This window comes from Pseudarthrobacter sp. L1SW (assembly GCF_020809045.1).
Taxonomy (GTDB): Bacteria; Actinomycetota; Actinomycetes; order Actinomycetales; family Micrococcaceae; genus Arthrobacter.
Genome location: NZ_CP078079.1, coordinates 3,009,666 through 3,034,626, shown reverse-complemented (window position 1 = coordinate 3,034,626; position 24,961 = coordinate 3,009,666). Strand labels below are relative to the sequence as shown.

The 24,961-nt window shown below is 68.0% G+C and carries 22 protein-coding genes; 14 read left to right on the top strand and 8 right to left on the bottom strand.

Annotation, left to right across the window (positions count from 1 at the left end; genetic code table 11):
* The first annotated feature begins 8 nt into the window (after nucleotides 1–8).
* Genes KTR40_RS14020 through KTR40_RS14005 form a run of 4 tightly spaced genes read left to right on the top strand, consistent with a single transcriptional unit; the run spans nucleotide 9 to nucleotide 4,907 of the window.
* Nucleotides 9–1,754, top strand: a complete 1,746-nt coding sequence (locus tag KTR40_RS14020) for a nitrite/sulfite reductase (protein ID WP_139030070.1) — start codon at nucleotides 9–11, stop codon at nucleotides 1,752–1,754.
* Nucleotides 1,754–2,560, top strand: a complete 807-nt coding sequence (locus tag KTR40_RS14015) for a phosphoadenylyl-sulfate reductase (RefSeq protein ID WP_228404105.1) — start codon at nucleotides 1,754–1,756, stop codon at nucleotides 2,558–2,560. Before KTR40_RS14020 ends, KTR40_RS14015 begins: the two co-directional genes overlap by 1 nt.
* Nucleotides 2,557–3,501 (top strand): sulfate adenylyltransferase subunit CysD, encoded by a 945-nt coding sequence (gene cysD, locus KTR40_RS14010; RefSeq protein WP_228404104.1) that lies wholly within the window; start codon nucleotides 2,557–2,559, stop codon nucleotides 3,499–3,501. The genes KTR40_RS14015 and cysD overlap by 4 nt, the downstream gene beginning before the upstream one ends.
* A complete protein-coding gene (locus KTR40_RS14005; RefSeq protein WP_228404103.1) occupies nucleotides 3,501–4,907 on the top strand; it encodes a sulfate adenylyltransferase subunit 1 in 1,407 nt (468 codons plus the stop codon). The genes cysD and KTR40_RS14005 overlap by 1 nt, the downstream gene beginning before the upstream one ends.
* Before the next feature lie 90 nt (nucleotides 4,908–4,997).
* Here the strand turns inward: KTR40_RS14005 and KTR40_RS14000 are convergent, their stop codons facing one another.
* Nucleotides 4,998–5,435, bottom strand: a complete 438-nt coding sequence (locus KTR40_RS14000; RefSeq protein WP_228404102.1) for an SRPBCC family protein — start codon at nucleotides 5,433–5,435, stop codon at nucleotides 4,998–5,000.
* 90 nt (nucleotides 5,436–5,525) lie between these two features.
* Between KTR40_RS14000 and KTR40_RS13995 the strand changes: the two genes are divergently transcribed.
* The 7 genes from KTR40_RS13995 to KTR40_RS13965 all read left to right on the top strand — a co-directional run bounded on the left by KTR40_RS13995 (nucleotide 5,526) and on the right by KTR40_RS13965 (nucleotide 13,337).
* Complete coding sequence (locus tag KTR40_RS13995) at nucleotides 5,526–6,692, top strand: RtcB family protein (protein WP_228404101.1); 1,167 nt, start codon at nucleotides 5,526–5,528, stop codon at nucleotides 6,690–6,692.
* 148 nt (nucleotides 6,693–6,840) lie between these two features.
* Entirely contained in the window at nucleotides 6,841–7,965 is a 1,125-nt protein-coding gene (locus tag KTR40_RS13990) for an ABC transporter substrate-binding protein (RefSeq protein ID WP_228406150.1), read from the top strand.
* A 27-nt stretch (nucleotides 7,966–7,992) separates the two neighbouring features.
* A complete protein-coding gene (locus KTR40_RS13985) occupies nucleotides 7,993–8,718 on the top strand; it encodes an ABC transporter ATP-binding protein (RefSeq protein ID WP_104998733.1) in 726 nt (241 codons plus the stop codon).
* Nucleotides 8,708–9,655 carry an ABC transporter permease gene (locus KTR40_RS13980; protein WP_228404100.1) on the top strand — a complete coding sequence of 316 codons (948 nt, stop codon included), beginning with the start codon at nucleotides 8,708–8,710 and terminating at the stop codon, nucleotides 9,653–9,655. The genes KTR40_RS13985 and KTR40_RS13980 overlap by 11 nt, the downstream gene beginning before the upstream one ends.
* Nucleotides 9,656–9,869: 214 nt before the next feature.
* Entirely contained in the window at nucleotides 9,870–10,334 is a 465-nt protein-coding gene (locus KTR40_RS13975; RefSeq protein ID WP_228404099.1) for an SRPBCC family protein, read from the top strand.
* Between the two features lie 166 nt (nucleotides 10,335–10,500).
* Entirely contained in the window at nucleotides 10,501–11,772 is a 1,272-nt protein-coding gene (gene cobA / locus KTR40_RS13970) for a uroporphyrinogen-III C-methyltransferase (RefSeq protein ID WP_228404098.1), read from the top strand.
* Between the two features lie 98 nt (nucleotides 11,773–11,870).
* A complete protein-coding gene (locus KTR40_RS13965; RefSeq protein ID WP_228404097.1) occupies nucleotides 11,871–13,337 on the top strand; it encodes an FAD-dependent oxidoreductase in 1,467 nt (488 codons plus the stop codon).
* 91 nt (nucleotides 13,338–13,428) lie between these two features.
* Here the strand turns inward: KTR40_RS13965 and KTR40_RS13960 are convergent, their stop codons facing one another.
* From KTR40_RS13960 to KTR40_RS13950, 3 genes are read right to left on the bottom strand one after another with little or no spacing between them, the layout of a single operon-like run.
* Nucleotides 13,429–14,703 carry an SRPBCC family protein gene (locus KTR40_RS13960; RefSeq protein WP_228404096.1) on the bottom strand — a complete coding sequence of 425 codons (1,275 nt, stop codon included), beginning with the start codon at nucleotides 14,701–14,703 and terminating at the stop codon, nucleotides 13,429–13,431.
* A gap of 28 nt (nucleotides 14,704–14,731) precedes the next feature.
* The gene (locus tag KTR40_RS13955; protein WP_139030058.1) at nucleotides 14,732–15,559 is read right to left on the bottom strand and encodes a DUF1206 domain-containing protein; all 828 of its coding nucleotides are present in this window, start codon (nucleotides 15,557–15,559) and stop codon (nucleotides 14,732–14,734) included.
* 3 nt (nucleotides 15,560–15,562) lie between these two features.
* Nucleotides 15,563–15,853 (bottom strand): hypothetical protein, encoded by a 291-nt coding sequence (locus tag KTR40_RS13950; RefSeq protein WP_139030056.1) that lies wholly within the window; start codon nucleotides 15,851–15,853, stop codon nucleotides 15,563–15,565.
* Between the two features lie 155 nt (nucleotides 15,854–16,008).
* On the opposite strand from KTR40_RS13950, the gene KTR40_RS13945 reads away from it, so the two are divergent.
* The gene (locus tag KTR40_RS13945; protein WP_228404095.1) at nucleotides 16,009–16,545 is read left to right on the top strand and encodes a hypothetical protein; all 537 of its coding nucleotides are present in this window, start codon (nucleotides 16,009–16,011) and stop codon (nucleotides 16,543–16,545) included.
* Nucleotides 16,546–16,729: 184 nt separating this feature from the next.
* Here KTR40_RS13945 and KTR40_RS13940 read toward each other — a convergent pair whose 3' ends face one another.
* The 3 genes from KTR40_RS13940 to KTR40_RS13930 form a co-directional block, all read right to left on the bottom strand.
* Nucleotides 16,730–17,989 (bottom strand): AI-2E family transporter, encoded by a 1,260-nt coding sequence (locus tag KTR40_RS13940; protein WP_228404094.1) that lies wholly within the window; start codon nucleotides 17,987–17,989, stop codon nucleotides 16,730–16,732.
* A 115-nt stretch (nucleotides 17,990–18,104) separates the two neighbouring features.
* On the bottom strand, nucleotides 18,105–18,785 hold the full coding sequence (locus KTR40_RS13935) for a FadR/GntR family transcriptional regulator (RefSeq protein ID WP_139030029.1): 681 nt from the start codon (nucleotides 18,783–18,785) through the stop codon (nucleotides 18,105–18,107).
* A 6-nt stretch (nucleotides 18,786–18,791) separates the two neighbouring features.
* Nucleotides 18,792–20,081, bottom strand: a complete 1,290-nt coding sequence (locus KTR40_RS13930) for a CynX/NimT family MFS transporter (protein ID WP_139030028.1) — start codon at nucleotides 20,079–20,081, stop codon at nucleotides 18,792–18,794.
* A 152-nt stretch (nucleotides 20,082–20,233) separates the two neighbouring features.
* On the opposite strand from KTR40_RS13930, the gene KTR40_RS13925 reads away from it, so the two are divergent.
* Nucleotides 20,234–21,835 carry a CHAD domain-containing protein gene (locus tag KTR40_RS13925; protein ID WP_370633140.1) on the top strand — a complete coding sequence of 534 codons (1,602 nt, stop codon included), beginning with the start codon at nucleotides 20,234–20,236 and terminating at the stop codon, nucleotides 21,833–21,835.
* A 19-nt stretch (nucleotides 21,836–21,854) separates the two neighbouring features.
* Here the strand turns inward: KTR40_RS13925 and KTR40_RS13920 are convergent, their stop codons facing one another.
* Complete coding sequence (locus tag KTR40_RS13920) at nucleotides 21,855–23,291, bottom strand: PucR family transcriptional regulator (RefSeq protein ID WP_228404092.1); 1,437 nt, start codon at nucleotides 23,289–23,291, stop codon at nucleotides 21,855–21,857.
* A gap of 168 nt (nucleotides 23,292–23,459) precedes the next feature.
* On the opposite strand from KTR40_RS13920, the gene KTR40_RS13915 reads away from it, so the two are divergent.
* Nucleotides 23,460–24,890, top strand: a complete 1,431-nt coding sequence (locus KTR40_RS13915) for a gamma-aminobutyraldehyde dehydrogenase (protein ID WP_228404091.1) — start codon at nucleotides 23,460–23,462, stop codon at nucleotides 24,888–24,890.
* The last annotated feature ends 71 nt before the right edge of the window (nucleotides 24,891–24,961 follow it).

Sequence of the window (24,961 nt, the reverse complement as noted above, 5' to 3'; positions counted from 1 at the left end):
GTCGATGCATGACTGATACAGCTCTAGCCGGAGCGTCCGCGGACTCCGCTGCCTCCAAGCGCCCGGCCCGCACGTCCCGCCCCGCCGCGAAGCCGCACGGGCAGTGGAAAGTGGACGGCAAAACGCCCCTTAACGCCAACGAAACCTGGAAACAGGAAGACGACGGCCTCAACGTGCGCGAGCGTATCGAGACCATCTACTCCAAGGAAGGCTTCGACGCCATCCCCGGCCAGGACCTCCACGGCCGGTTCCGCTGGTGGGGCCTCTACACCCAGCGCAAGCCCGGGATCGACGGCGGCAAGACCGCAACCCTTGAGCCGCACGAGCTCGAAGACAAGTACTTCATGCTGCGCGTCCGCATCGACGGCGGTGCGCTCACCACGGAGCAGCTGCGCGTCATCGGCCAGATCTCCGTTGACTTCGCCCGCGACTCCGCCGACCTCACCGACCGCCAGAACATCCAGCTCCACTGGATCCGCGTGGAGGACATCCCGGAGATCTGGACCCGCCTGGAAGGTGTTGGCCTGTCCACCACCGAGGCCTGCGGCGACGTTCCCCGCGTGATCCTGGGTTCGCCCGTGGCAGGCATCGCCAAGGACGAGATCATCGACCCCACCCCGCTGATCGAGGAGCTGGGGGAGCGGTTCATCGGCAACCCGCTGCTGTCCAACCTGCCGCGCAAATACAAGACCGCCATCACCGGGCACCCCAGCCAGGACGTGGTCCACGAGATCAACGACTTTGCGCTGGTCGGTGTCCGCCACCCCGAACTCGGCATTGGCTACGACCTCTGGGCCGGCGGTGCGCTGTCCACCAACCCGATGCTCGGCAAGCGCCTGGGCGCCTTCGTGAAGCCGGAACAGGCCGCGGACGTGTGGCTCGGCGTCACCAGCATCTTCCGCGATTACGGCTACCGGCGCATGCGCACCAAGGCCCGCCTGAAGTTCCTGATGGCCGACTGGGGTCCGGAGAAGTTCCGCCAGATCCTCGAGGACGAATACCTCGGCTACAAGCTGGCCGACGGTCCTGCCGCGCCCAAGCCCACCACCCCCGGTGACCACATCGGCGTGCACGAGCAGAAGGACGGGAAGTTCTTCATCGGCGCCACGCCGCTGGCCGGCCGACTGTCCGGCGCCGCGCTGGTGAAGCTCGCGGACACCCTCGAGGCCCGCGGCTCCTACCGGCTGCGCACCACGCCGCACCAGAAGCTCGTTGTGCTGGACGTCGAGAAGGACCAGGTTGAGCCGCTCGTGGCCGAACTGGACGCGCTGGGCCTGTCCGCCCGTCCGTCCGTGTTCCGCCGCGGCACCATCGCCTGCACCGGCATCGAGTACTGCAAGCTGGCCATCGTGGAGACCAAGCACACGGCCGCCACCGCCGTGGCCGAACTGGAACGCCGCCTGGCGGACCTGGCGGAGTCCGGCGAACTGCCGCACGCGCTGTCCCTGCACATCAACGGCTGCCCCAACTCCTGCGCCCGCATCCAGACGGCGGACATCGGCCTGAAGGGCATGATGCTTCCAACGCCCGACGGCGACCCCTCCCCGGGCTTCCAGGTCCACCTGGGCGGCGGGCTGGCTTCCAACGAACGCGAGGAAGCAGGGCTGGGACGCACCGTCCGCGGCCTCAAGGTCTACGTCGATGACCTGCCCGACTACGTTGAGCGCGTCGTCCGCACCTTCGTGGCCCAGCGTGCCGAAGGCCAGACCTTCGCCGAATGGGCCCACGCAGCAGACGAGGAGGCACTGCAGTAATGAGCAAGCATGCACTCGGAGTGGACCCGGTAGTTGCGCCGGCGGAAGCCGCTGCACAGGTGGAGGCCACGGCGGCAACCGCTGTTGCTGAACCTGCAGCCCCCAAACTCCGCTCCAAGGAAGAACTGAAGGCGCTGGCCGAGGCCGGCGCTGCCGAGCTCGGCTGGGACGCCCCGGCCCGCGACGTGATCGCCTGGGTGGAGCGCAACTTCGAGCTCCCCGCCGTCGCCGTCGCCTGCTCCATGGCCGACGCCGTCCTGCCGGCGCTGGTGGCTGACCAGATGCCCGGCGTCGACGTCTTGTTCCTGGAGACCGGCTACCACTTCCCGGAAACCTACGCCACGCGTGACGAGGTGGCCGCGAACCTCCGCGTGAACGTGGTGGACGTGCTCCCGGAGAACACGGTGGAGCAGCAGGACCGGCTGCTGGGCAAGGACCTCTTTGCCCGCGACGCAGCCCAGTGCTGCGCCCTCCGCAAGGTGGCCCCGCTGCAGCGCACCCTTGCCGGCTACGAACTCTGGTTCACCGGCGTCCGCCGCGACGAAGCGCCCACCCGCACCAACACCCCGCTGGTGGGCTGGGACGAGAAGAACGGCCTGGTCAAGGTCAACCCTATGGCCGCGTGGACGTTCGACCAGCTGGTCCAGTACTCCGACGACAACCTCCTGCCCGTCAACCCGCTGCTTTCCCAGGGTTACCCCTCCATCGGCTGCCAGCCCTGCACCCGCAAGGTAGCGCCCGGCGACGACCCCCGAGCCGGCCGCTGGGCAGGCACCGACAAGACAGAATGCGGACTACACGTATGAGCACTTCACTAACCGAGGAGACCCAGGTGACTGAGTCCGCCGTCTCAACCCGACTCTCCAGCCTGGACACCCTCGAGTCCGAGGCCATCCACATCATCCGCGAGGTTGTTGCCGAGTTTGAGAAGCCTGCGCTGCTGTTCTCCGGCGGCAAGGACTCCGTGGTGATGCTGCACCTGGCCACCAAGGCGTTCTGGCCGGGCAAGGTTCCGTTCCCCGTGCTCCACGTGGACACCGGCCACAACTTCCCCGAGGTCATCGACTTCCGCGACCGCACCGTGGAGCGCCTGGGCCTGAAGCTTGTGGTGGGCTCCGTGCAGGAGTTCATCGACCGCGGTGAGCTCGCCGAGCGCGCCGACGGCACCCGCAACCCGCTCCAGACCGTCCCGCTGCTGGACGCCATCCAGCAGAACAAGTTCGACGCCGTCTTCGGCGGCGGACGCCGCGACGAGGACAAGGCCCGCGCCAAGGAGCGCATCCTGAGCCTGCGCGACGAGTTCGGCCAGTGGGACCCGCGCAACCAGCGCCCCGAGCTGTGGAACCTCTACAACGGCCGCCACACCGTGGGCCAGCACGTCCGCGCGTTCCCCATCAGCAACTGGACCGAGCTGGACATCTGGCGCTACATCGAACGCGAGAACATCGAGCTGCCCGGCCTGTACTACGCCCACGAGCGCGAGGTCTTCGCCCGCGACGGCATGTGGCGCGCAGTCGGTGAAGTCTCCCAGCCCCTGCCGCACGAGGACGTCATCACCAAGACCGTCCGCTACCGCACCGTGGGGGACATGTCCTGCACCGGCGCCGTGGAGTCGGACGCATACACCGTGTCCGACGTCGTGGTTGAAGTTGCCGCCTCCACCCTGACCGAGCGTGGCGCCACCCGTGCGGATGACCGCATCTCCGAGGCCGCCATGGAAGACCGCAAGAAGGACGGGTATTTCTAATGACCACCGAAGCAGTTCTCCCGGCGGACCTGGAAACAGCCCTGCCCACCACTTTGTTCCGGTTCGCCACCGCAGGATCGGTCGACGACGGCAAGTCCACTTTGGTGGGCCGCCTCCTTCACGATTCCAAGGCCATCCTGGCTGACACGCTCGACGCCGTTGCGCGGACTTCGGCCGACCGCGGCTTTGGCGGGGAGAAGGGCGGGATCGACCTCGCCCTGCTGACCGACGGCCTGCGTGCCGAGCGCGAGCAGGGCATCACCATCGACGTGGCCTACCGTTACTTCGCCACCGACCGCCGCAGCTTCATCCTGGCCGACTGCCCCGGGCACGTCCAGTACACCAAGAACACGGTGACCGGCGCGTCCACTGCGGACGCCGTCGTCGTCCTCATTGACGCCCGGAAGGGCGTGCTGGAGCAGACCCGCCGCCACCTGTCCGTGCTGCAGCTGCTCCGCGTGGCGCACGTGATCGTGGCCGTGAACAAGATCGACCTCGTTGATTTCAGCGAGTCCGTGTTCCGCGAGATCGAAGCCGACGTGCAGCAGGTGGGCCGCGAATTGGGCCTCGGTTCTGATGGGATTACGGATCTGCTGGTGGTTCCCGTTTCCGCGCTCGACGGCGACAACGTGGTGGAGCGCTCCGAGCGCACCCCTTGGTACACCGGACCTGCGCTCCTCGAGGTCCTCGAAACCCTCCCTGCAGCCGACGAACTGGAAAGCCACCTGGAGAGCTTCCGCTTCCCGGTGCAGCTGGTTATCCGGCCGCAGGGCGCACTGGCTCCGGACGCCGTGGCTGCCGGCCTGGACGTGGAGGCCTACCGTGACTACCGCGCGTACGCCGGCCAGATCACCGAGGGCTCGGTCAAGGTGGGGGACAAGGTCTCCGTCCTGACCCCCGGCCAGGACCCGCGCACCACCACCGTGGTGGGCATCGACTTCGCCGGCGCCTCGCTGGAGGAAGCCGCAGCCCCGCAGTCCGTGGCCATCCGCCTGGCTGAGGAATTCGACGTCGCCCGCGGTGACACCATTGCCGCCGCCGGGACCGTCCGCGAAGCCTCGGCCGACCTCTACGCGGCGCTGTGCTGGCTGTCCCCGAAGCCGCTGCGCGAGGGCCAGAAGGTGCTGGTCAAGCATGGCACCCGCACGGTCCAGGCACTGGTCCGCAACGTGTCCGGCAAGCTGGACCTTGCCTCCTTCAAGCTGGAGCCGGCGTCCACCCTGGAACTGAACGACATCGGCAACGCACAGCTCCGGCTCGCTGCGCCGCTGCCGCTGGAGAACTACCTGCACCACCGCCGGACCGGCGCGTTCCTGGTGATCGACCCGCTGGACGGCAACACACTGGCTGCGGGCCTGGTCAAGGACCACCCGGGCGACCACGAGGACGAGCGCTACAGCATCTAGTTTTCGCCGGAATCGCCGGAACAGCGTGAGGCCGCCGTAGAGATACGGCGTTCCCGCAGCGTTCCGGCGATTTCGTGGTTAACGGCTGCGTTAATGCCCGCCCTCGAGGATCGACTTGAGCTTCCGCAGGTCCTTCCGGGTTTCCCGCCGGATCATCGGCGCCATAAAGATCCCTGCCAGCCGCGAGAAACCTGAGGGGCTCCCGGTGTTGCCGAGGCTCATGCGCGTGCCGCCGTCGTCGTCCGTCCACGTGTAGGTGGTCTGCATGGGGAAGGGGCCCTGGGCTGTCCTCATCACCAGCTTCTCGCCCGGGACGTACTCCACGAACTCATAGGTGTAGCTCAGCTCCCGGCCCAGGAACTTCGCGGTGAAAGCCACCCTGGACCCGGCGGCTACCGGGCCGCTGGTCAGTCGCTGCGAACTGTGGATGTTCACATACCATTGCGGTGCGTTGTCCGGATTGGCGGCGTACTCCGCCACCTCGGCCCGCGGCCTGTTGATGTGGATCTGGGTCTGCACATTCACCATGGTTGCGTCTCCTTGCAGCGGCGGGTTCGTCTGATTGCGGGAGTAGCCTTGAATCCACGTTAGTCCGGATCCGGCAGCGGGAGGGGAAGCATGGAAGCCATCAGCCCGAAGCTCCTGAACTGGGCGTCCATCCTGGATAAGAAGACCCGGGAGCAGGCCGTGATGACCTCGCAGCTCCCCTTCATCTATCCGCATCTCGCCCTGATGCCCGACGCCCACCTGGGCAAGGGCGCAACGGTGGGCTCGGTCATCCCCACGCTGCATGCCATCATCCCGGCGGCGGTGGGGGTGGACATCGGGTGCGGCATGATCGCCGTCCGGACCCAGTACGCCCTCAAGGATCTCCCGAAGGACCGGAAGAAGCTGCGTGAGGACATCGAGCGTGCCATCCCGCTCTCCGCCGGCCACAACAACAGGAACGTCGTTCCCACAGCGGAACCCCGGATCGCCGAGCTGAAGAGGCAGGCCGCGAAGGCCGGCTTCAACCCCGGCCAGTACGTCGAAAAATGGGAGCTGCAGCTGGGTTCCCTGGGCTCTGGCAACCACTTCATCGAGGTCTGCGCCGACGAATCCGACGCAGTCTGGCTCTTCCTGCACTCCGGCTCGCGCGGCGTCGGCAACAAGATCGCCCAGCACCACATCGGCGTCGCCCAGCGCGTGGTGACGAAAAGCAGGATCCACCTCCCTGATCCGGACCTCGCCTACCTTGAAGAGGGCACGCCCCAGTTCGAGAGGTACATTGCGGAGCTGCGCTGGGGCCAGCACTTCGCCCTCCTGAACCGCGAGGAGATGATGGACCGCGTTGCCACCCAGTTCGGCCACTGGGTGGGCGGACGCGTGCGCGAGCTGGAGCGGATCAACTGCCACCACAACTTCACCCAGCGGGAGACGCACTACGGCAAGTCGGTGTGGGTGTCCCGCAAGGGCGCCATCAAAGCCGAGCCCGGCGATCCTGGACTCATTCCGGGGTCCATGGGGACGGCGTCGTACGTTGTGGCAGGCCGCGGCAACCCCGAGTCGCTGAACTCCTCGCCGCACGGTGCCGGCCGCGAGTACTCCCGCAACGCCGCGCGCAAGGCCTTCTCCCTGGAGGAGCTGAAGAAGGCCATGCGCGGGATTGAGTTCCGGGCCTCGGAGGCCTTCATCGACGAGATTCCGGCAGCCTACAAACCGATCGACGTCGTCATGCAGGACGCGGCGGACCTGGTGTCCGTCCGGCACAAACTGCGGCAGCTCATCAACGTCAAGGGCAACTGAGCGGCCCAAGACGGGCTGACGCTTAACAGCAGCATGCGCGCGTTTCGAATATGACGCTAGATGAACCTGCGTGACCCCCCGTTTAGGCTTCATTGAACGGGTTTGGGCCACTCCCTATGGTGAAACAATGACTAGTTCCAAGCCCGGGATGACCCGCATCGTGGCAGGCGAAAGCGCGGCACCCCAGCGCAAGCGTGCCGTCGAGGCTGCCCTGGCCATCGGACTGGTCCTGCTGATCGCCGTCGGGGCGGTGGTGGCGTCCACCGTTTCGCGGAACACAGAGGCCCAGGCCGCTGAACCGAGCCCCGCCGCTGAACTGAAGCTGGGTTACTTCGGCAATGTCACCCACGCCCCGGCGCTGGTGGGCATTAAGCAGGGGTTCCTGGCCGAGGCCCTGGGCAGCACCTCGCTCAGCACCGAAACCTTCAATGCCGGGCCGGCGGCCATCGAGGCGTTGAACGCCGGAGCCATCGACGCCGCCTACATCGGTCCCAACCCGGCCATCAACTCCTTCGTCAAGAGCCGGGGCGAGTCCGTCAGGATCATCGCCGGCGCCGCCGCGGGCGGCGCCCAGCTGGTGGTCAAGCCGGAGATCAACTCCTCCACCGATCTCAAGGGCAAGACCCTCGCCTCCCCGCAGTTGGGCGGCACCCAGGACGTGGCCCTCCGCGCCTGGCTTGCTGACCAGGGCTACAAGACGAACGTGGACGGCAGCGGCGACGTCGCCATCAACCCCACGGAAAACGCGCAGACACTCAAGCTCTTCCAGGACGGAAAGCTGGACGGCGCGTGGTTGCCTGAGCCGTGGGCGTCACGCCTGGTGCTCCAGGCCGGAGCCAAGGTGCTGGTGGACGAGAAGGACCTGTGGGACGGGGCGGGCACCGGGAAGCCGGGCGAGTTCCCCACCACGGTGCTGATCGTGAACCAGAAGTTCGCCGCGGACCACCCGGACACCGTCAAAGCACTCCTGGCCGGCCACGCGAAGTCGGTGGCCTGGCTGAACGAGGCCCCGGCAGCGGAAAAGGCGTCCGTCATCAACTCGGCCCTCCAGGAATCCGCGGGCGCAGCCCTGGCCGAGGACGTCCTGGCCCGGTCCCTGGCCAACATCACCTACACGCTTGACCCGCTGGCCGGAAGCTACCCGCGGCTGCTGCAGGACGGCGTCGAGGCCGGCACCACCAAGCAGGCCGACATCAACGGGCTCTTCGACCTGCGTCCGCTCAACGGGGTCTCAGCAAGCAAGATTTCAGCAGCCGGCCTCGGCCAGGACTGATCCCACCCACCAACCTAAGGACGCACCATGCCAGTCGTACTGGAACACCTGGGCAAGCGCTTTGGCGACGGCGCCCCGGTACTGGACGACGTCAACGCCACCATCGGGAAGGGCGAGTTCGTTGCCCTCCTCGGTGCGTCCGGCTGCGGCAAATCCACCCTGCTGAACATCATCGCGGGACTGGAGCCGCCGTCGTCGGGCGCCCTGGAAGTGCCCAGCGACGGCGCCGCCTTCATGTTCCAGGACGCCGCCCTGTTCCCCTGGCTGACCGCCCGGGAAAACATCGAGCTGGCCCTGAAACTCCGCGGCGTGGGCAAGGCCGAGCGCAAGGCCAAGGCCCAGGAACTCCTGGAACTGGTGCACCTGGGTTCAGCGGGGGACAAGCGCCCCCACGAGCTCTCCGGCGGCATGCGGCAGCGCGTTTCCCTGGCGAGGTCGCTCGCCCAGGACCGGCAGCTGCTGCTCATGGATGAGCCCTTCGCCGCCCTCGACGCCATCACCCGCGACCTGCTGCACGACGAACTGGAGCGGATCTGGAAGGAAACCGGGCGCACCATCGTCTTCGTGACCCACAACGTCCGCGAGGCCGTCCGGCTGGGCCAGCGCGTGCTGCTGCTGTCCTCGCGGCCCGGCCGGGTGGTCCAGGAATGGGCCGTCACCGAGGAACACCGAACCGACGCCGGGCTCGCCGGCCAGCTGACCGGCGTCATCACCGCCCGGCTGCGTGAGGAGATTCGCCGCCATGCCAAATAACCCCACGCCTCTTGCCGAAGCGTCCGCCGAATCGGCCGAGCCGCGCCACATCCACGCCGCCCTGACGAGGACCTCCACCGGCACCGAGGACCTGCGCGAACTCGAGTCGGGGCTGGACTCGCTGCAGTCCGACGCCGCACGCAAGCACCGGATCGACTGGAGCCGGATCCTGCTGCCCATCGCCGCCCTGGTGGTGCTGGTGCTGGCCTGGCAGTTCTACGTCTCGCTCGGCCTGAAACGGCGCGACCTTGTGCCGGGCCCTCTGGACGTCGCCGCGCAGGTGGGCGTCCTCTGGAACGAAGGCAAGCTCCAGGAAGCGGTGTGGACCTCGCTGCAGCGGGGGCTGGTGGGCTTCCTGATTTCCGTGGCCATCGCCACACCGGTGGGCCTGCTGCTGGCCCAGGTGGCCCCGCTCCGCCGCGCGTTCGGCCCGCTGATTTCCGGCCTGCAGGTCCTGCCGTCCGTCGCATGGGTTCCCGCAGCCATCATCTGGTTCGGCCTCACCGACGCCACCGTGTACTTCGTGGTGTTCATGGGCGCCATCCCCTCCATCATCAACGGGCTGATCTCCGGCGTGGACCAGATTCCGCCGCAGTACCGGCGGGTTGGGACTGTTTTGGGCGCCTCCCGCCTGGAGATGGCGCTGCAGATCATCCTTCCCGCCGCCCTTCCCGGATACCTCGGCGGCCTGAAGCAGGGCTGGGCCTTCTCCTGGCGTTCACTCATGGCGGCAGAAATCATCGCCGTGGGAGGCACCATCGGATTCGGCCTGGGCTCGCTGCTGGACCAGGGCCGCATCCTGTCCGACATGACCGTGGTGATGTCCGCAATCCTCCTGATCCTCGCCGTCGGCATCCTGATTGAACTGCTGGTGTTCGGGCCCATCGAGAAGCGCCTGCTCCGCAGCCGCGGACTCCTGGCAGGCAGCACCCGGTAGCCCACACAACTCTTGCTAAGCCCGACGGCGACCTCCCGCCGTCGGGTTTTGCTGTTCCTCGGCGACCCAAAGGCGTAACTTATACCCGCCCGGCGCCACGCACGCCGCGTGATTCCGCTGGCAAGGTCCTGTGCCAGGCTCAAAAGTTACGCAGTTACGCCAGCACCGGGGAACCCAGGCCCCGGAAGCCGGGACTGAGTGAAAGACTGGCCCCATGACCGCCAGCTTCGTGTGCCGCACCCAAAGCACCCTCCCGCCGGAGCGGCTCTTCGACCTGGCGCGGAGCATCGACGTCCATGTGGATTCCCAGAAAGGCTCGCGGGAGCGGGCGGTGGCCGGTGTGACGAGCGGGCTGATCGGCGAGGGCCAGGAGGTCACCTGGCGGGCGCGCCACTTCGCCCTGCCCTTGACCATGACCAGCCGCGTCACTGCCCTCGACTTCCCCCGCAGTTTCACGGATGAGCAAGTCCGCGGCCCGTTCAGGTCCTTCCGCCACGTGCATGAGTTCGAGCCCGCCCCCGGAGGCAGCATCATGACGGACAGGGTGGAGTTCAGCGCGCCGTTCGGGCGCCTTGGCCGCGCCGCAGAGATGCTGGTCCTGCGCCCGTACCTGCAGCGGCTCATCCGGAACCGCGCCCGGTTCCTCGCCAGCATCAGCAGCCGAACCAGGGCACTTTGACACGGACGCGCCGGGGACTGAGGCCGGTCCGGCCTGGAAGCCCGGCAATGTGCCCCACGACGGCGGACGACGGCGGCTTCCCGCCTTTGTGACGCAGCGTTACCTTGCGTGAACTGGTGTTGCTCGGCCTTTGTGGGCGATTGTGACGCGGCCCTACCGTTGATTCATGGCAATTCAGGATATCTACCCCACGGCGCTGCGGCTGCTTGGCCGCCCCGTGCTGGTGGTGGGCGGCGGCCCCGTTGCGGCCCGCCGCGCCAAGGGGCTGCTGGACGCTGGTGCACGGGTCACCGTCGTGGCTCCCGTTGCCTCCGCCGCGCTCAAGGAACTGGCCGACGCCGGCCTCCTCACCTGGGAGCCGCGCCCCTACCGTCCGTCCGACGTCGACGGCGCCTGGTTCGTCCAGACCGCCACCGGCGACTCAACCGTGGACGCCCAAGTCTCAAAGGACGCCGAGGCGCAGCGCATCTGGTGCGTCAACGCCTCCGACCATGAAGCCTCCGCAGCCTGGACCCCCGCAGTTGCCGAGGTGGACGACGTCAAGATCGCCGTGAACGCCGGCGGAGACCCGCGCCGCGCCATGGCAGTGCGCGACGCCGTTGCTACCGCCCTCGAAACGGGCGACCTCCCGTTGCGCCGCCGCCGCGCCCACCGCGGTTCCGTGGCCCTCGTCGGCGGCGGCCCTGGCGATACCGGCCTGATCACCGTCCGTGGCCGCCGCCTCCTGGGCCAGGCCGACGTAGTGGTTGCAGACCGCCTGGGCCCCCGCGAACTCCTCAGCGAGCTGGCTCCGGACGTCCGCGTCATCGAAGTCGGCAAGACCCCCGGCCACCACCCGGTGCCGCAGGCGGAGATCAACCGCATCCTGGTAGAGGAAGCTCAAAACGGCCACCGCGTGGTCCGGCTCAAGGGCGGCGACCCCTACGTCCTGGGCCGCGGCGGCGAGGAAGCCGAGTACTGCCGCCAGCACGGCGTCGAGGTGGAAGTGGTTTCCGGCGTCACGTCGGCGATCTCCGTTCCCGCCGCCGCCGGCATTCCGGTGACGCACCGCGGTTTGGCCAAGGGCTTCAGCGTGGTCACCGGCCACGAGGAACTCTCCGAGGTCCCGGCCCGCCCCGACCATACGATCGTCCTGCTTATGGGTGTGGGACAGTTGCGCGAGTCGGCGTCCGCCCTGGGCAAAGCCGGCCTGCCTGAAAACACTCCAGTTGGTATCGTTGAAAACGGCTATTTGCCGGACCAGCGCGTGACGATTGGCACGCTCGGTTCCATTGCCGACCAGGCGGAAGCTGCCGGCGTCGCAAATCCCGCAGTGATTGTCATCGGTGACGTGGTGCGCGTGAGCCCCTTCGCGCCGTCGCACTTCAAAACCGCTGACTACAGCACCACCACCCCGAACAGCCCCCGCACCAGCAAGCCCCGAGTCCTCACAACCTAGCCCCCACCCAACCAGGTAGCGCCAAGTGTCGTTTTGACCCCTCATAACGACACTTTGTGCTACCTGGTTGGGAGGGAACGAAGAAAAGGAACACAGCCGTGTCATCAAGCACCACCGTAGGTTCTGCCGAACGCCCGCTGCGCGTCGCCGTCGTGGGCTCCGGCCCGGCCGGCGTCTACGCCGCGGACATCCTCACCAAGAGCGAAGCCGTCAAGAACGGCGAGCTGACCGTGAGCATCGACCTCTTTGACCGCTACCCGGCACCCTACGGCCTGATCCGCTACGGCGTGGCCCCGGACCACCCCCGTATCAAGGGCATCGTCAACGCCCTGCACAAGGTCCTGGACCGCGGCGACATCCGCTTCTTCGGCAACGTGGACTACGGCACCGACCTCACCATCGAGGACCTCCGCACCCACTACGACGCCGTCATCTTCGCCACCGGCGCCATCAAGGACGCGGACCTGAACATTCCCGGCATCGAGCTGGAAGGCTCCTTCGGCGGCGCGGACTTCGTGTCCTGGTACGACGGCCACCCGGACGTCCCGCGCGAATGGCCGCTGGACGCCAAGGAAATCGCCGTGATCGGCAACGGCAACGTGGCCCTGGACGTGGCCCGCGTCCTGTCCAAGCACGCCGACGACCTGCTGGTCTCCGAGATCCCGGACAACGTCTATGCCGGCCTGAAGGCCTCGCCCGTCACAGACGTCCACGTCTTCGGCCGCCGCGGTCCCGCGCAGGTCAAGTTCACCCCGCTGGAGCTGCGCGAGCTGTCCCACTCCAAGGACGTGGACATCATCCTGTACCCGGAGGACTTCGAGTTCGACGAGGAATCGGACCGCCAGATCCAGAGCAACAACCAGACCAAGACCATGGTGGGCACGCTCACCAACTGGATCGCCGAGCAGCCCGAGGACCTCTCCGAGCTCAAGGCTTCCCGCCGCCTGCACCTGCACTTCCTGCACAGCCCGGTGGAGATCTATGACGACGCCGAGACGCCGGGCAAGGTTGCCGGCATGCGGTTCGAGCGCACCGAGCTGGACGGTACGGGCAACGCCCGCGGTACCGGCGAGTTCGTGGACTACCCGGTCCAGGCCGTGTACCGCGCCATCGGCTACTTCGGCTCGGCCCTGCCGGAGATCGAGTTCGACCACAAGAAGGGCGTCATCCCGAATGACGGCGGCCGTGTCCTGGACGCATCCGGCGCCCACGTGCCGGGCATCTACGCCACCGGCTGGATCAAGCGCGGCCCTGTCGGCCTGATCGGCCACACTAAGGGCGACGCCCTGGAGACCGTGACCTACCTGCTGGAAGACCGCGAAAACCTTCCCGTGGCGCAGACGCCCCAGGAAGAGGCCGTCGTCGAACTCCTCGACGCCCGCGGCGTGAAGTTCACCAGCTGGGAAGGCTGGCTGGCGCTGGACGCCCACGAACTCGCCCTCGGTGCAGCCGCCACCGAAGCCGGCGGCTCGCACGGTGTCGAGGTCAAGCGTGAGCGCATCAAGGTGGTGCCGCGCGAGGACATGGTGGACATTTCCCGCGACGGCGTGGCCGCGCAGGTCTAAGGCTTCCTCCACTCAACAGCGGGGCCACGCGCCCGTACGATCCCAACAGGGGTGGACGGGCACGTGGCCCTTTTGCTTTAACCCGGCCGTGCTACCTTCCTGCCCCGCCGGCCGCCATGAGTTCCAGCCGCTTGAGGGTTTCGCGGTTGCGGACGGAAATCGCGGGGTCACGCAGCGCCTTGGGCACCCGCTTCCCGGGTCCGCGGATGGCGTCCTCGGCGATGGTCACGAGGCACTGATCGCCCCGGTCCTCAAGCGTTATGGCCACCTTCGCTTCGCCCATGGGCCAGCCGCGGGCCACCAGTTCCAAGGATTTTCCGGGTTCGACGCCGGTCACCTGGGTGCTGTCGTTGATCACCAGCGGCCACGCGCCCACCGAGTGGTGCAGGCGTGAGCCGGCCTGCGGCCAGGTGTCATCCACAGCCCTGATCCGGGAGGCACCTACCACCCAGCCGGAGTACAGCCAGCCGTCGGCAATGACTTTCCAGATATCGGCGGCGGGGGAGTTGAACAGCTGGGACACGGTGGACATGGTGTTCCTTTCTGTGGTGGCGGAGCGGGCAGGAGTTCCCGCCGCAGCGGGGACCGCGGTGGGAGAGGGCACGACGGCGGCAGGAGCCGGCCGCTGTGCCGCCAGGTAGGAGCGTTCCCGGAGGCGGCGCGTCCAGGCGTATGTTTGTGCTCCGGGCGGCCGGTTGGCCAGGGGGTCGAAGCGCAGGGGAGTGTCCCGCGGTTCCGGGGCGGCCCGCAGTCGCAGCTCGCCGCACCGCCGCCACGGCCCCGTTGGCTTGGCCCAGTACAGGCCAAGCACCCATTCCCCGGACGCCAGGGACCCGTCCGGCAGCTGCTTCGTCCGCAGGCCCAGCAGCACCGGCCCTTTCAGGCCGCGGTACGGCATGAGGGTGGTCAGGGTGGCGCTTGCTGCGTCGAGCTTGGGCTGGAGCAGGAACCTGCCGGGCAGCCGCCAGCCGGTGGACGCGAAGAGGACGTCGGCAGGGCCGGTAGCTCCGCCGCCAGGGCGGCCGCCGGGAGTATTGTCGCCGTCAGCACCGCCCGAGGAGGTCACACGCAGCGCTAGCCCCAGGATGTCCGGAAGTCCCTGTGGCAGGCCGGCCGAACGGGAAAACCGTGCCTCGACGGTGTCCGTGCCGGGCGCGTCCAGCCAGTCCAGCCCGCTCGACTCGCCGGGGCTGCCCGGGCTTCCGGGCCGGACCAGGAATCCGGCCAGGCCCACCCCGTCCGGATGGATTGGCCGGTCCGGCCGGGCAAGTTTGAGGAGGCGGAACAGGCCGGCGAACGCGCCGCCCGCCGTCGTGCTTAACGCGCCGCCGGTGGCTGGCTGGTCCTTCAACAGGTGGTCCGTCATGCTTCCTTCCTACCCCGAAAAGGCGGAACTACATGCGTCCGAACCGCGAGCGGACAAGGGCGAAAATCCCATAGGCAATGAATCCGGCGCCGATGGCCACCAGCAGGTAGGGCCCGAACGGATGGTCCTGGAGGGCCTTGAGGCTGCCGTCCAGGCCGGTGGATTCGTCCGGATCGTGCTTGGCGGCGGCGATGACGAAGAGCAGTCCGGTGAGGACCAGGGCTACGCCTTTGGCGATGTGGCCGCCGATGCCCAGGCCGTCGATCAACCTGCCGCGCCGCCTGCCGTCGAAGTAGTACAGCTCTTCCTTGAACCCCCGGCGCACGCCTTTCACCACAAAGTAGATGCCGATCCCGACAATCGTCAGGCCGAGGGCCACCAGCGTCCATAGCCCCAGCGGCGTAGCCATCAGCGAAGCGCTGAAGTCCCGGGTGCTGTCACTGGAATCACCGCGCAAGCCCACCGCGAACCCGGCGAAGCTGAACCCCACGCTGCTGTACGCGATGGCAAGGAAGCCGGACGAAATGAGCTTGGACACCCGTTCCTTGCGGGGAAGCCGGCGGGCCCGCAGGGTTGCCTCGCTGGCCTGCCACAGCCCCAGGCCGAAGCAGGCCAGCACGCATGCCCACATGACGGCCGGGCCCCAGGCGTTGGCGGCGAGCTGCTCGATGGCGCCGGTAGGTTCCGCCTCGCCAGGCTGGCCGAAGGCCACGGCGATGGCAATGGCGCCGATGATCACATGCAGCAGGGCCATCACGGCGAAGCCCGTGCGCGCCAGGACGTCCAGGACTTTGTGGTTTGAGGCCTCCTCGACGGCGTCCGCGGCCTGGCTGATGGTGGATTCCCCGTCAGACATGGCTCAGCCGTTCATAGGTCCTTCGGCCCGCAGCTTTTCGGCGCCCGGCCCCTCGACGTGGACGGTGCAGCGGACCACGAGCTTCCCGGGGGCGTTGTCCAGTTCCACCAGGGAGTCGTCCGCACTCAGGACCGTGAACACCTGCGAGTCCGGCACCACGGACACACCCTTGGCCTTGGCCGTCTCCCGGGCGTTGCCCAGTGCCTCGTTCTGCAGGCCTTTTACGTATGCGTTCTCGTCTTCACGGGCCGGGTCCCCAAATGCCCAGCCGAACAATGTCCCTGTGTTTCCCATGGCGACGATATTACGCGTTCCGCTCTGGAAAGACGGGCTTTCGTAACATTAGTAAGTGTGCTTACCATGGGCGGGCCAAGACCCTGGCGGGACGCGGCAAGCGAAGTCCGCACGAGCGGCATCCCGGAACCATTTCGACGTTAGGAATCCACATCATGGCAGGAAATCTCATTGCCCGGTCAGTTCACGATCTGACGGCAGCGGCCTGGTTTGGCGGGTCGCTCATGGGCGCCATCGGCCTCAACGGTGCAGCGGCTGCGGCAAAGGATCCGTCCGAGCGCACCCGGCTCTCCAGCGCCGGCTGGATGAAGTGGGCGCCGTTCCAGACGGCGGCCTTCGCCTCGCACCTGGTGGCGGACCTGGCCATCGCCTGGGAGAACAAGGAGCGCATCGCCAAGCAGGAGGGCGTGGCCCGGGACACCGTGATCAAGACGGCGGTGACGGTGGCGGGCGCCGCTGTGACCCTGTATTCCGGCATCCTTGGCAAGAAGGTGGAAAAGCTCGCGGGTGAGGGCTCCGAAGGTGCCACGGAGCCCCGGCCGGATGCCTCTGACGAGCTGAAGGCTGCCCAGCAGCAGCTGAAGGTGCTCCAGTGGATCATCCCCGCGTTTGCCGGACTGGTGGTCATTTTGGGCGCGAAGCACGGCGAGATGCAGCGCCCCAAGAACGTCTTCGCCGGCCTGCGGTCCTAGCAGGCGGGATGCCTGCCCGCGGGTAAGGCGGCAACGCACGACGACGGTCCGGCACCTGGGTGCCGAACCGTCGTCGTGCATCCCCTCGGCTGAGTCCTGCGTCCCCATCCCCTTGGAGTTCCTGTCCGGATATGCAGGGCTCCCGGCCCCGGAAGTCCGGATATCCGGACGAAAACTCCACGGGTTAGATGGGTTTGCTGCCTGCGGGCGGCAGGTTCGGGTTCATGTCCTCGAGATTCGGGTCCTCCGCCGTCCATACCTGGATGATGGCCCAGGCGACGGCGGCCAGCGGCACGGAGAGCACGGCACCAACGATGCCGGCCAGGATGGTCCCGGCTGTCAGGGCCATCAGGATCACCAGTGCGTGGAGCTGCAGGGACTTTCCCATGACGATGGGCTGCAGGAGGTCGCCCTCAAGCTGGTTGACGGCGATGACCACGGCCACCACGATCAGGGCAACCACCGGCCCGTTGGCCACCAGGGCCACCAGCGCCGCGAGAATGCCGGCCACTGTGGCGCCCACCAGTGGGACGAAGGCGCCGATGAAGACAATGATGGCCAGCGGGATGGCCAGGGGCACCTGCATGATCAGCAGCGCCGCTCCGATGGCCACCGTGTCCACCAGCGCCACAATGGCGGTACCGCGGACGTAGCCGCCGAGCACCTCGAGGGTGCGGCGGCCCACGCGGCGCAGCTTGGCTTCACGGGCCCCGCTGAACGGGCGGAGGAAGAAGTTCCAGATCTTTTCGCCATCCTTCAGGAAGAAGAACAGGATGACGATCATGAGGCTGGCCCCGGCGATGAACTCGGTGACCACGGACAGCCCGGTGATGGCGCCGGAGCGGACCTGGCTGCTGGCGGCGAAGTCGATGATGCCCTGCCGGGCCTGGTCCAGCTGCTCCTGCTCGAGGGGGACGGGTCCGGTCAGGAGGAACTTTTCCAGCTCATCCAGCCCGGAGGAGGCCTGCTGCGCGAGCTCGCCCCACTGGTTGCGGACCGAGAAATAGATGACGGTGGAAACCCCGCCCAGCACCAGCAAAAGGCCGATGAAGGCGATGCCCGTGGCCAGTCCTCCGCGCAGCCCCCGGCGCCGGAGCATGTTGACGAACGGGCCGATTGCGGCCGCCAGGATCAGGGCTATCAGGATCGGAATGACCAGGAGCTTGATCTGCATCAGAGCATAGACGGACACAACCGCCACGGTGAGGATCAGCAGGACCTGGGCGGCGCGGATGCCCACCCTGCCCAGGCCGTCACCCCAGAGCTCGGCGGGGGACTTGGTTTCCCTGGGCTTCCGGGCAGCCGGCGGGCGCTGGACCTCGCCGCCGGGCTCGGCCTGCGCAGCAGCGGCGGCGGCAGCCGCGGCAGCCGGGGATTGCGCCGCTGCCTCCTGCGGGAGCTCGTGGCTCACGTCGTGTTCAGTCAGGCGTGGTGATCGCGCCACGGGAACTCCTCATCGTCGGCGGGTGCCTGCCGCGCCGGGATGCCGGACAGGCCTTGCTACCTTCTCAGATAGTAAGCCTACTGATGGGTCGGGTCCGGATGAAACCCTGCAGGGACTATCCGGCAAGCCATTCGGCGCAGGAGTTCAGGTTCCGGCTCACGGTGGCAACAGCGGCCTCACCGTCACGGACCTCAATGGCATCAACCAAAACGCCGTGCCCCTCGTGCGGGCGGCCATCGAAACCCGCCCGGCGGTACTGCTTGAGGAGGTCCTGGTGGAAGGCGGCGCCGAAGCTGGCGTACAGCTCGTGCAGGAGGGGGTTGCCGGAGGCCTGGGCCACGCGTTCATGGAACAGCCAGTCTGCGCGCGCCCACGCCTCATAGTCTCCGGCGCTCCAGGCCTGGTCCCGATCGGTGAGCAGGGCACGCAGCGCTGCAACGTCGTCTGCCGTGGCATTCCGCGCTGCCAGCCTGGCCGCCTGGGTGTCCAGGCCCAGCCTGACTTCCAGGATGTGCTCCTCGGTGTGGTCCTTGTACAGCCGGCGCGCGGCGCCGGAAATCTCGCTGGTGGCGCGGACGTAGGTGCCGTCCCCGCGGCGCACCTCCAGCATTCCGCTGTGGGCAAGGGCCTTGACGGCTTCGCGGAGGGTCCCGCGCGAGACGCCGAGGCCGGCCATCAGCTCGGTTTCGGACGGGATGCGCTGGTGCAGTGGCCATTCGCCGGAGTGGACCATGGTGCGCAGCTTGGCGGTGACCTCGTCCGCGAGCGGCGGGCGGGCGGAAGGGCTCAGGGCCATGGCGGGCTACTTCCTTCCGACGGCGTTGGTCATGGCCTTGCCGGTGATCAGGTGCGCCACCACGATCTGGGCCAGCGCGAGGGCAAGGAGCAGCAGGAGCGGCAGGGTCCAGCCGCCGGTGGCGCTGTGCAGGAGCCCCATCCCGAACGGCCCGGCCGTAGCCAGGAGGTAGCCCGTGGACTGGGCCAGCGTGGACAGCGCGGTGGTCTCGGCGGTGCTCGCCCCGCTACGGCTGATCATCACCATCACCAGCGGGAAAATACCCAGGCCGAATCCCAGCAGGGCGGCGGGAACGGCGGCCAGCCCCACCGGCAGGACCAGCAGCAGCACCAGGCCCGCCACCATGGTGATGCTGACCAGGTAGAAGGCGGGCCTCAGCATCCGGGGCCTGGAACCGATGGCTATGAGCACCATGCCGGCCGGCACTGAGACCAGCTGCATCAGCCCGAACATCAGGCCGCTGTCCGATGCGCTCATCCCCATGGTGGTCAGCATGTAGGGGAACCAGCTCAGCAGGGCGTAGGCGAGCAGCGCCTGCAGCGTAAAGATCGCCGTGAGGAGCAGCCCCTTGCGGGTCCGCAGCAGCGGCCACGGGGAGACGCGGGCAGCGGCCCGGCGCGGGCTGTTGCGGTGGGCGTGCAGGGCCACGGGCAGGAACCCCAGGAAGGCCGCGACGGCGGTGATGCCAATGGCCCCGACGGCCGCCGATGGCGAACCCAGGGCGTGGGCCAGCGGAACCACGGCGACGGCGGTCACGGTGGCGCCGGTGGTCATGGTCACGGTGTAGACGGCGGTCATCAGCGAGGTGCGGTGGGCAAAGTGTTCGCGGATGAAGGACGGCATGGCCACGTTGCAGACGGCCAGGCCGGACATGCCCAGGACGCTGCCGGCCACCAGCATGCCCGTTGCCGGAATGCCGCGCAGGAGGAGCCCGCCCGCCAGCATGGCCAGGGCCGCCAGGATCGCCTTTTCCACGCCCAGGCGTCCGGTCAGCCAGGACGTGCCGGCGCCCGCCAGCGCAAAGCACAGCGTGGGAATGGAGGGGATGACCGCAGCCACCAGCACCCCATACCCGAGGACCGCCTGGAGGTCATGCAGCAGGGCGGACGCTCCGGTGATGCCCGCACGCAGGTTGAGCCCGATCAGCACCAGCGCAACAACGCCGAAAACGACGGCGGACCGCGGCTTGGTGCCGGTCCCGGCCGGGCGTTCGGCTGGGACGGCAGGGGCGGCGGCTGGGGCGGTCGGCGCGGTGGCCGCAGGCGCGGCGGCGGTAGGGGGATACGAGTCGGGCATCCACCAAGCCTAAAGGTTAGACGTTTGACGTCTGCGGTTTTGTGGGGAACCTCTCCCGGCAGTTAACCTTCGCGCAATAGAATCCGGTTACGGCACGCCGGGCCAGCCGGGCCCGGATCCGCCGCAGTGACGCGGAAGGACGGCCTGTTGTGGTGAGCCAACAAACGGAGATTGAAAAGAAGTACGACGTCGACGAGGACGCCGCGGTGCCTCCGCTGGAGAGCCTTCCCGGAGTCACCAGGGCCGGGCTTCCCCATACCGCGGTGCTGGAGGCCGTCTACTTCGACACCAAGCGGCACACGCTGGCGTCCCACCGGATCACCCTCCGCCGCCGTACGGGCGGTACCGACGCCGGCTGGCACCTGAAGCTGCCGCCGCTCGAAGACGCCGGCACCAAAGCGGAGCCCCAGCAGCGGCGGGAGCTGCACGCCCCGCTGGGGCAGCCTGACGTGGTGCCTGACAGCCTGCTGGCCCACCTTCAGGCGTACCTCCGGGGAGCGGCAGTCGCTCCGGTGGTCCGGCTGGAAACGAGCCGCACCACCCACGCCCTGTACGGCGAGGACGGCGTGCACCTGGCGGACCTCGCCGATGACCGGGTGACGGCCGAGCGCCTGCCCCACGGACGCAAAGGCGAAGCCGTGGGCAATGGGGAGAAGCAGCACTGGCGTGAATGGGAACTGGAACTCGTCCACGGCGAGCCCGGCCTCTTCGGCCCCGCCGGGGAGCTGCTGGCCAAGGCGGGAGCCCGTCCTGCCGGCCACGCCTCGAAGCTTGCCCGCGCACTGGGCGCCGCCGGCGCACTTCCGGACGCCGGCCCGTCCCAGGACGCGGGACCCTCCCGGAACGGAAGCACCCCCGCCCTGGCTGCCGGCAAAAGGGCCCCCGCAGCCGCCGTCGTCACTGCCTACATCAGCGGGCAGATCGGGGAGATCCTGGCCCAGGACCCGGGAGTCCGCCTGGAGGAGACCGAATCGGTGCACAACATGCGCTCCGCGCTCCGCAGGGTCCGCTCGGTGCTTGCCGCCTACCGGAAGCTGTATGCTGCCGCTCCGGTGCGCCGGCTCCGCAACGAGCTGAAATGGCTGGGCCAGCTGCTTGGCGGGCCGCGGGATGCCGAGGTTCTGCTGGCCAGGCTCAGCGGGCACCTCGACGACCTGCCGCCGGGGGAAGGCGTGGACGATGTCAGGGGCAAAGTGGAGCACAAAGTGGGCGGCGCCTATGACGACGGGTACCGGCAGCTCCAGGAGGCGCTGCGCTCGAACCGCTACTTCCGGCTCCTCGATGACCTGGAGGCGTTCCGGGACAAGCCGCCGGTGCTTCCGGACGCGGTGGCACCCGGCCGGCGGGTGGCTGCGAAAGCCGTGGCCAAGGCGGCCAGGCGGCTGCGGCGCTCGCACAAGGCGGCAAAGCGGTACCGCCGCGGAACAGCCCACGAATCCGCCCTCCACCAGGTGCGCAAGGACGCCAAGCGGCTGCGGCATGTGGCGGAATCGGCCGCCCTGGTCTACGGCAAACGTGCCGGCAAAGTGGCCAAGGCCGCGCACCGGCAGCAAAAGATCCTGGGCGATTTCCACGACGCCGTGATCGCCAGGGACCTGCTGGCCACCGTGGGTTCACGCCAGGAACCGACGGCGGCCGCTGCAGCCTATGCTGCATTGGAGGCGCGGGAGGACGGGCTGATCAGGAGTTCCGAGGCCCAATACCGGAAAGCCCACAAGAAGTCCCGCGACCGGCTGCGCCGCGGGGTGGGGTAAACGGCATTTTCGTTCGGCGCTACTTCCCCTGCCGCGCGGACAGCCGGGCCACGGCCAGCGCCAGCCAGAGCTGCACGCGGTCCGTGGTGACGGCGGGGTCGTACCCGGTCAGCTCCGTGATCTGGGCCAGCCGGTACCGGACCGTGTTCCGGTGCAGGGTGAGTTGCTCGGCCACGGCAGCCACAGAACCGTTGTTGTTGAGGTAGCTCTCCAGCGTGGCCATCAGCTCCGAACCGTGGGCGGCGTCGAAGGTCCGGAGCGGGTCCAGGGACTCGTTGGCCATGTCCGCGAGGGGCACGTCCTCGCTGGCCAGGAGCAGCGATGTCAGGCTGAGGCGCTCCGGCTCGTTAACGGGCAGGCCGTGGCTCGCGGCGTCCCGGGCCTCGAAGTAGCTCCATCGCAGGCCGTTCGGCTTGGTGTACGCCCCGCCGATCCCGATCGTGGCGTGGATGCCGGCCTCTGCCAGGTGGTCGCTCAGCTTCCGGGCCAGGGCAGGTGCGGCGCCGCCGTCGTCATTGATGACCAGCACCAGGTCCTTGCCCACGACGGCGGCCACCGCCTTTTCCAGTTCGCGCGGCACCGAGGTGCTCACCAGGGCCTTGTTGTGTGCGGCCGAGACGGCCAGCAGCACCACGTTCTTCCGCGTGCTGTTGACGCCCACGCCGGCCAGGCGCCGCTGGGCCTCGCTGGTTTCCAGCGCCCCATGGATCACGTCCTCCAGGACCTGGCCGCACAGGGCGCGCTGGGCCTGGCGCTGCTTGACCATGTTGTTCAACTCCACGCTGATCAGGCTCTGGGCGTATCCGATGATGCCCGAGTCCTCGAAGGGCTGCCGGACCCACAGCGTGCAGGCATCGCGCCGGCCGGTAGGGACGGGGTAGGAGGACCAGGTGTCCGCGGAAGGGGAGTCGCCGCTGCTGTTGTAGAGCTGGGCCGTGAACTGGGTCAGGGCAACATCGGTGCGCAGCATGCTGCCCAGATGCTTGAGGAGTTCGCTGAGCCCGCCGCCGGTCAGCAGTGCCCGCGCCAGCACCTGGTGCCCGGCAATCAGCCGCTCGAGTTTGGCGTAGTGGTCCGCCGACTGGGCGTCGGCCACGAGCTTGCCGATGGCGATGAACGGCGTCTCGTAGGGAACCTCCACCACGGGCAGGCCCCACCGGTTCGCTTCCGCCAGGAGGGCCGGGGGAACCGTATCGTGGGACAGCCCCACACCGAAGCCGATGCCCACGGCGCCGGCCCGCTGCACCTGCCGGACAAAGCGCCGCTGCTCGGGGGCTGACCGCAGGCGCAGTCCGGTGGTGAGGATCAGCTCGCCGCCGTTGATGAACCGGTGCGGGTCCTCCAGCTCCGTGACTGCCACCCAGTTGATGTCCTGGTGCCAAGTGGTCTCGGCAACCCCGGCTTTGGACAGCTTCAGGGAGTTCACACCCAGCAGGGCGGCAAGGGAAATGGCCATGGATCAAGGATAAAGGGGCGCTGGGCAACCGCACTAAACAGTTCGGGGAAGGGTGTGCAGGTGGCTATTCACTGCGCAGGGGCGCTGGCATAGGCTCAAGGCAGTTCCATCCATCCGCTCCGGGTTCCGCCCGGACGCGGGTGGACCCTACGAAAGAGGTTGCACACCGTGGTCCAGACCTTGCAGAACTTCATCAACGGGAAGTTCACCACCCCCGCCGGCACCGCCCTGCTGGATATCGTGAACCCCACCAACGGGGAAGTGGTGGCACACGCGCCCGTCTCGGTGCAGGCCGACGTGGACGCCGCCATGACCGCAGCCAAGGACGCCTTCAAGACCTGGAAGCACGTCACCCCGGGGCAGCGCCAGCTGATGCTCCTCAAGCTTGCCGACGCCGTCGAGGCCCACAGCGACGAGCTCGTGGAAGCCCAGCACCGCAACACCGGCCAGGTGCGCTCGCTCATCGCCTCGGAGGAAATTGCCGCCGGTGCCGACCAGCTCCGCTTCTTTGCCGGTGCGGCCCGCATCCTTGAAGGAAAGTCCGCCGGCGAATACTTCGAGGGGCACACCTCCTACGTCCGCCGCGAACCCATCGGGGTGGTGGCCCAGGTTGCCCCCTGGAACTACCCGTTCCTCATGGCCATCTGGAAGATCGGCCCCGCGCTCGCCGCCGGCAACACCGTGGTCCTCAAGCCCTCGGACACCACTCCCGAATCCACCCTGGTCCTGGCGCGCCTCGCCGGGGACATCCTGCCGGCCGGCGTCCTGAACGTGGTGCTGGGAACCGGCGAGACCGGCGCCCTGATGGTGGACCACAAGGTTCCCGGCCTGGTGTCCATCACCGGCTCCGTCCGTGCCGGGATCGCCGTGGCGTCCGGTGCCGCCAAGGGCCTCAAGCGGGCCCACCTGGAGCTTGGCGGCAAGGCGCCGGCCATCGTCTTCAAGGACGCCGACATCAAGAAGAGTGCCGCGGCCATCGCCGAGTTCGCCTTCTTCAACGCGGGCCAGGACTGCACTGCCATCACGCGCGTGCTGGTGGAGGATTCCGTGCACGACGACGTGGTGGCCGCCATGGTGGAACACACCAGGACCCTGCGCACCGGCTCGCAGAACGACGAGGACAACTACTTCGGCCCGCTGAACAACATCAACCACTTCAACGCGGTGACCTCCGTGGTGGAGAACCTGCCCGCCAACTGCCGCATCGAAACCGGTGGCCACCGTGCGGGGGAGAAGGGCTACTTCTTCGAACCCACCATCATCACGGGCGCCAAGCAGACCGACGACATTGTCCAGAAGGAAACTTTTGGTCCCGTCATTACTGTGCAGCGGTTCAGCACCGAGGAAGAAGCTGTGGAACTGGCGAACGACGTGGACTACGCCCTCGCCTCCAGCGTGTGGACCACCAACCACGGGACGGCCATGCGCCTCAGCCGTGACCTGGACTTCGGCGCCGTCTGGATCAACACCCACATCCTCCTCACCGCCGAGATGCCCCACGGCGGCTTCAAGCAGTCCGGCTACGGCAAGGACCTCTCCATGTACGGCGTTGAGGACTACACGCGCATCAAGCACGTAATGAGTGCACTTGATGCATAACCCAGCCGCCCAACCCCCACCGGCGCCCTAACCTCGCTCCGCTTCGGCCAAGGAACCCGGCCGGCGTGGGC

Bases quoted from the DNA above. Each gene is read 5' to 3' on its own strand.
- KTR40_RS14020 (WP_139030070.1), top strand. From the start codon at position 9: ATGACTGATACAGCTCTAGCCGGAGCGTCCGCGGACTCCGCTGCCTCC.
- KTR40_RS14015 (WP_228404105.1), top strand. From the start codon at position 1,754: ATGAGCAAGCATGCACTCGGAGTGGACCCGGTAGTTGCGCCGGCGGAA.
- cysD (WP_228404104.1), top strand. From the start codon at position 2,557: ATGAGCACTTCACTAACCGAGGAGACCCAGGTGACTGAGTCCGCCGTC.
- KTR40_RS14005 (WP_228404103.1), top strand. From the start codon at position 3,501: ATGACCACCGAAGCAGTTCTCCCGGCGGACCTGGAAACAGCCCTGCCC.
- KTR40_RS14000 (WP_228404102.1), bottom strand. From the start codon at position 5,435: ATGGTGAATGTGCAGACCCAGATCCACATCAACAGGCCGCGGGCCGAG.
- KTR40_RS13995 (WP_228404101.1), top strand. From the start codon at position 5,526: ATGGAAGCCATCAGCCCGAAGCTCCTGAACTGGGCGTCCATCCTGGAT.
- KTR40_RS13990 (WP_228406150.1), top strand. From the start codon at position 6,841: ATGACCCGCATCGTGGCAGGCGAAAGCGCGGCACCCCAGCGCAAGCGT.
- KTR40_RS13985 (WP_104998733.1), top strand. From the start codon at position 7,993: ATGCCAGTCGTACTGGAACACCTGGGCAAGCGCTTTGGCGACGGCGCC.
- KTR40_RS13980 (WP_228404100.1), top strand. From the start codon at position 8,708: ATGCCAAATAACCCCACGCCTCTTGCCGAAGCGTCCGCCGAATCGGCC.
- KTR40_RS13975 (WP_228404099.1), top strand. From the start codon at position 9,870: ATGACCGCCAGCTTCGTGTGCCGCACCCAAAGCACCCTCCCGCCGGAG.
- cobA (WP_228404098.1), top strand. From the start codon at position 10,501: ATGGCAATTCAGGATATCTACCCCACGGCGCTGCGGCTGCTTGGCCGC.
- KTR40_RS13960 (WP_228404096.1), bottom strand. From the start codon at position 14,703: ATGACGGACCACCTGTTGAAGGACCAGCCAGCCACCGGCGGCGCGTTA.
- KTR40_RS13955 (WP_139030058.1), bottom strand. From the start codon at position 15,559: ATGTCTGACGGGGAATCCACCATCAGCCAGGCCGCGGACGCCGTCGAG.
- KTR40_RS13950 (WP_139030056.1), bottom strand. From the start codon at position 15,853: ATGGGAAACACAGGGACATTGTTCGGCTGGGCATTTGGGGACCCGGCC.
- KTR40_RS13945 (WP_228404095.1), top strand. From the start codon at position 16,009: ATGGCAGGAAATCTCATTGCCCGGTCAGTTCACGATCTGACGGCAGCG.
- KTR40_RS13935 (WP_139030029.1), bottom strand. From the start codon at position 18,785: ATGGCCCTGAGCCCTTCCGCCCGCCCGCCGCTCGCGGACGAGGTCACC.
- KTR40_RS13930 (WP_139030028.1), bottom strand. From the start codon at position 20,081: ATGCCCGACTCGTATCCCCCTACCGCCGCCGCGCCTGCGGCCACCGCG.
- KTR40_RS13920 (WP_228404092.1), bottom strand. From the start codon at position 23,291: ATGGCCATTTCCCTTGCCGCCCTGCTGGGTGTGAACTCCCTGAAGCTG.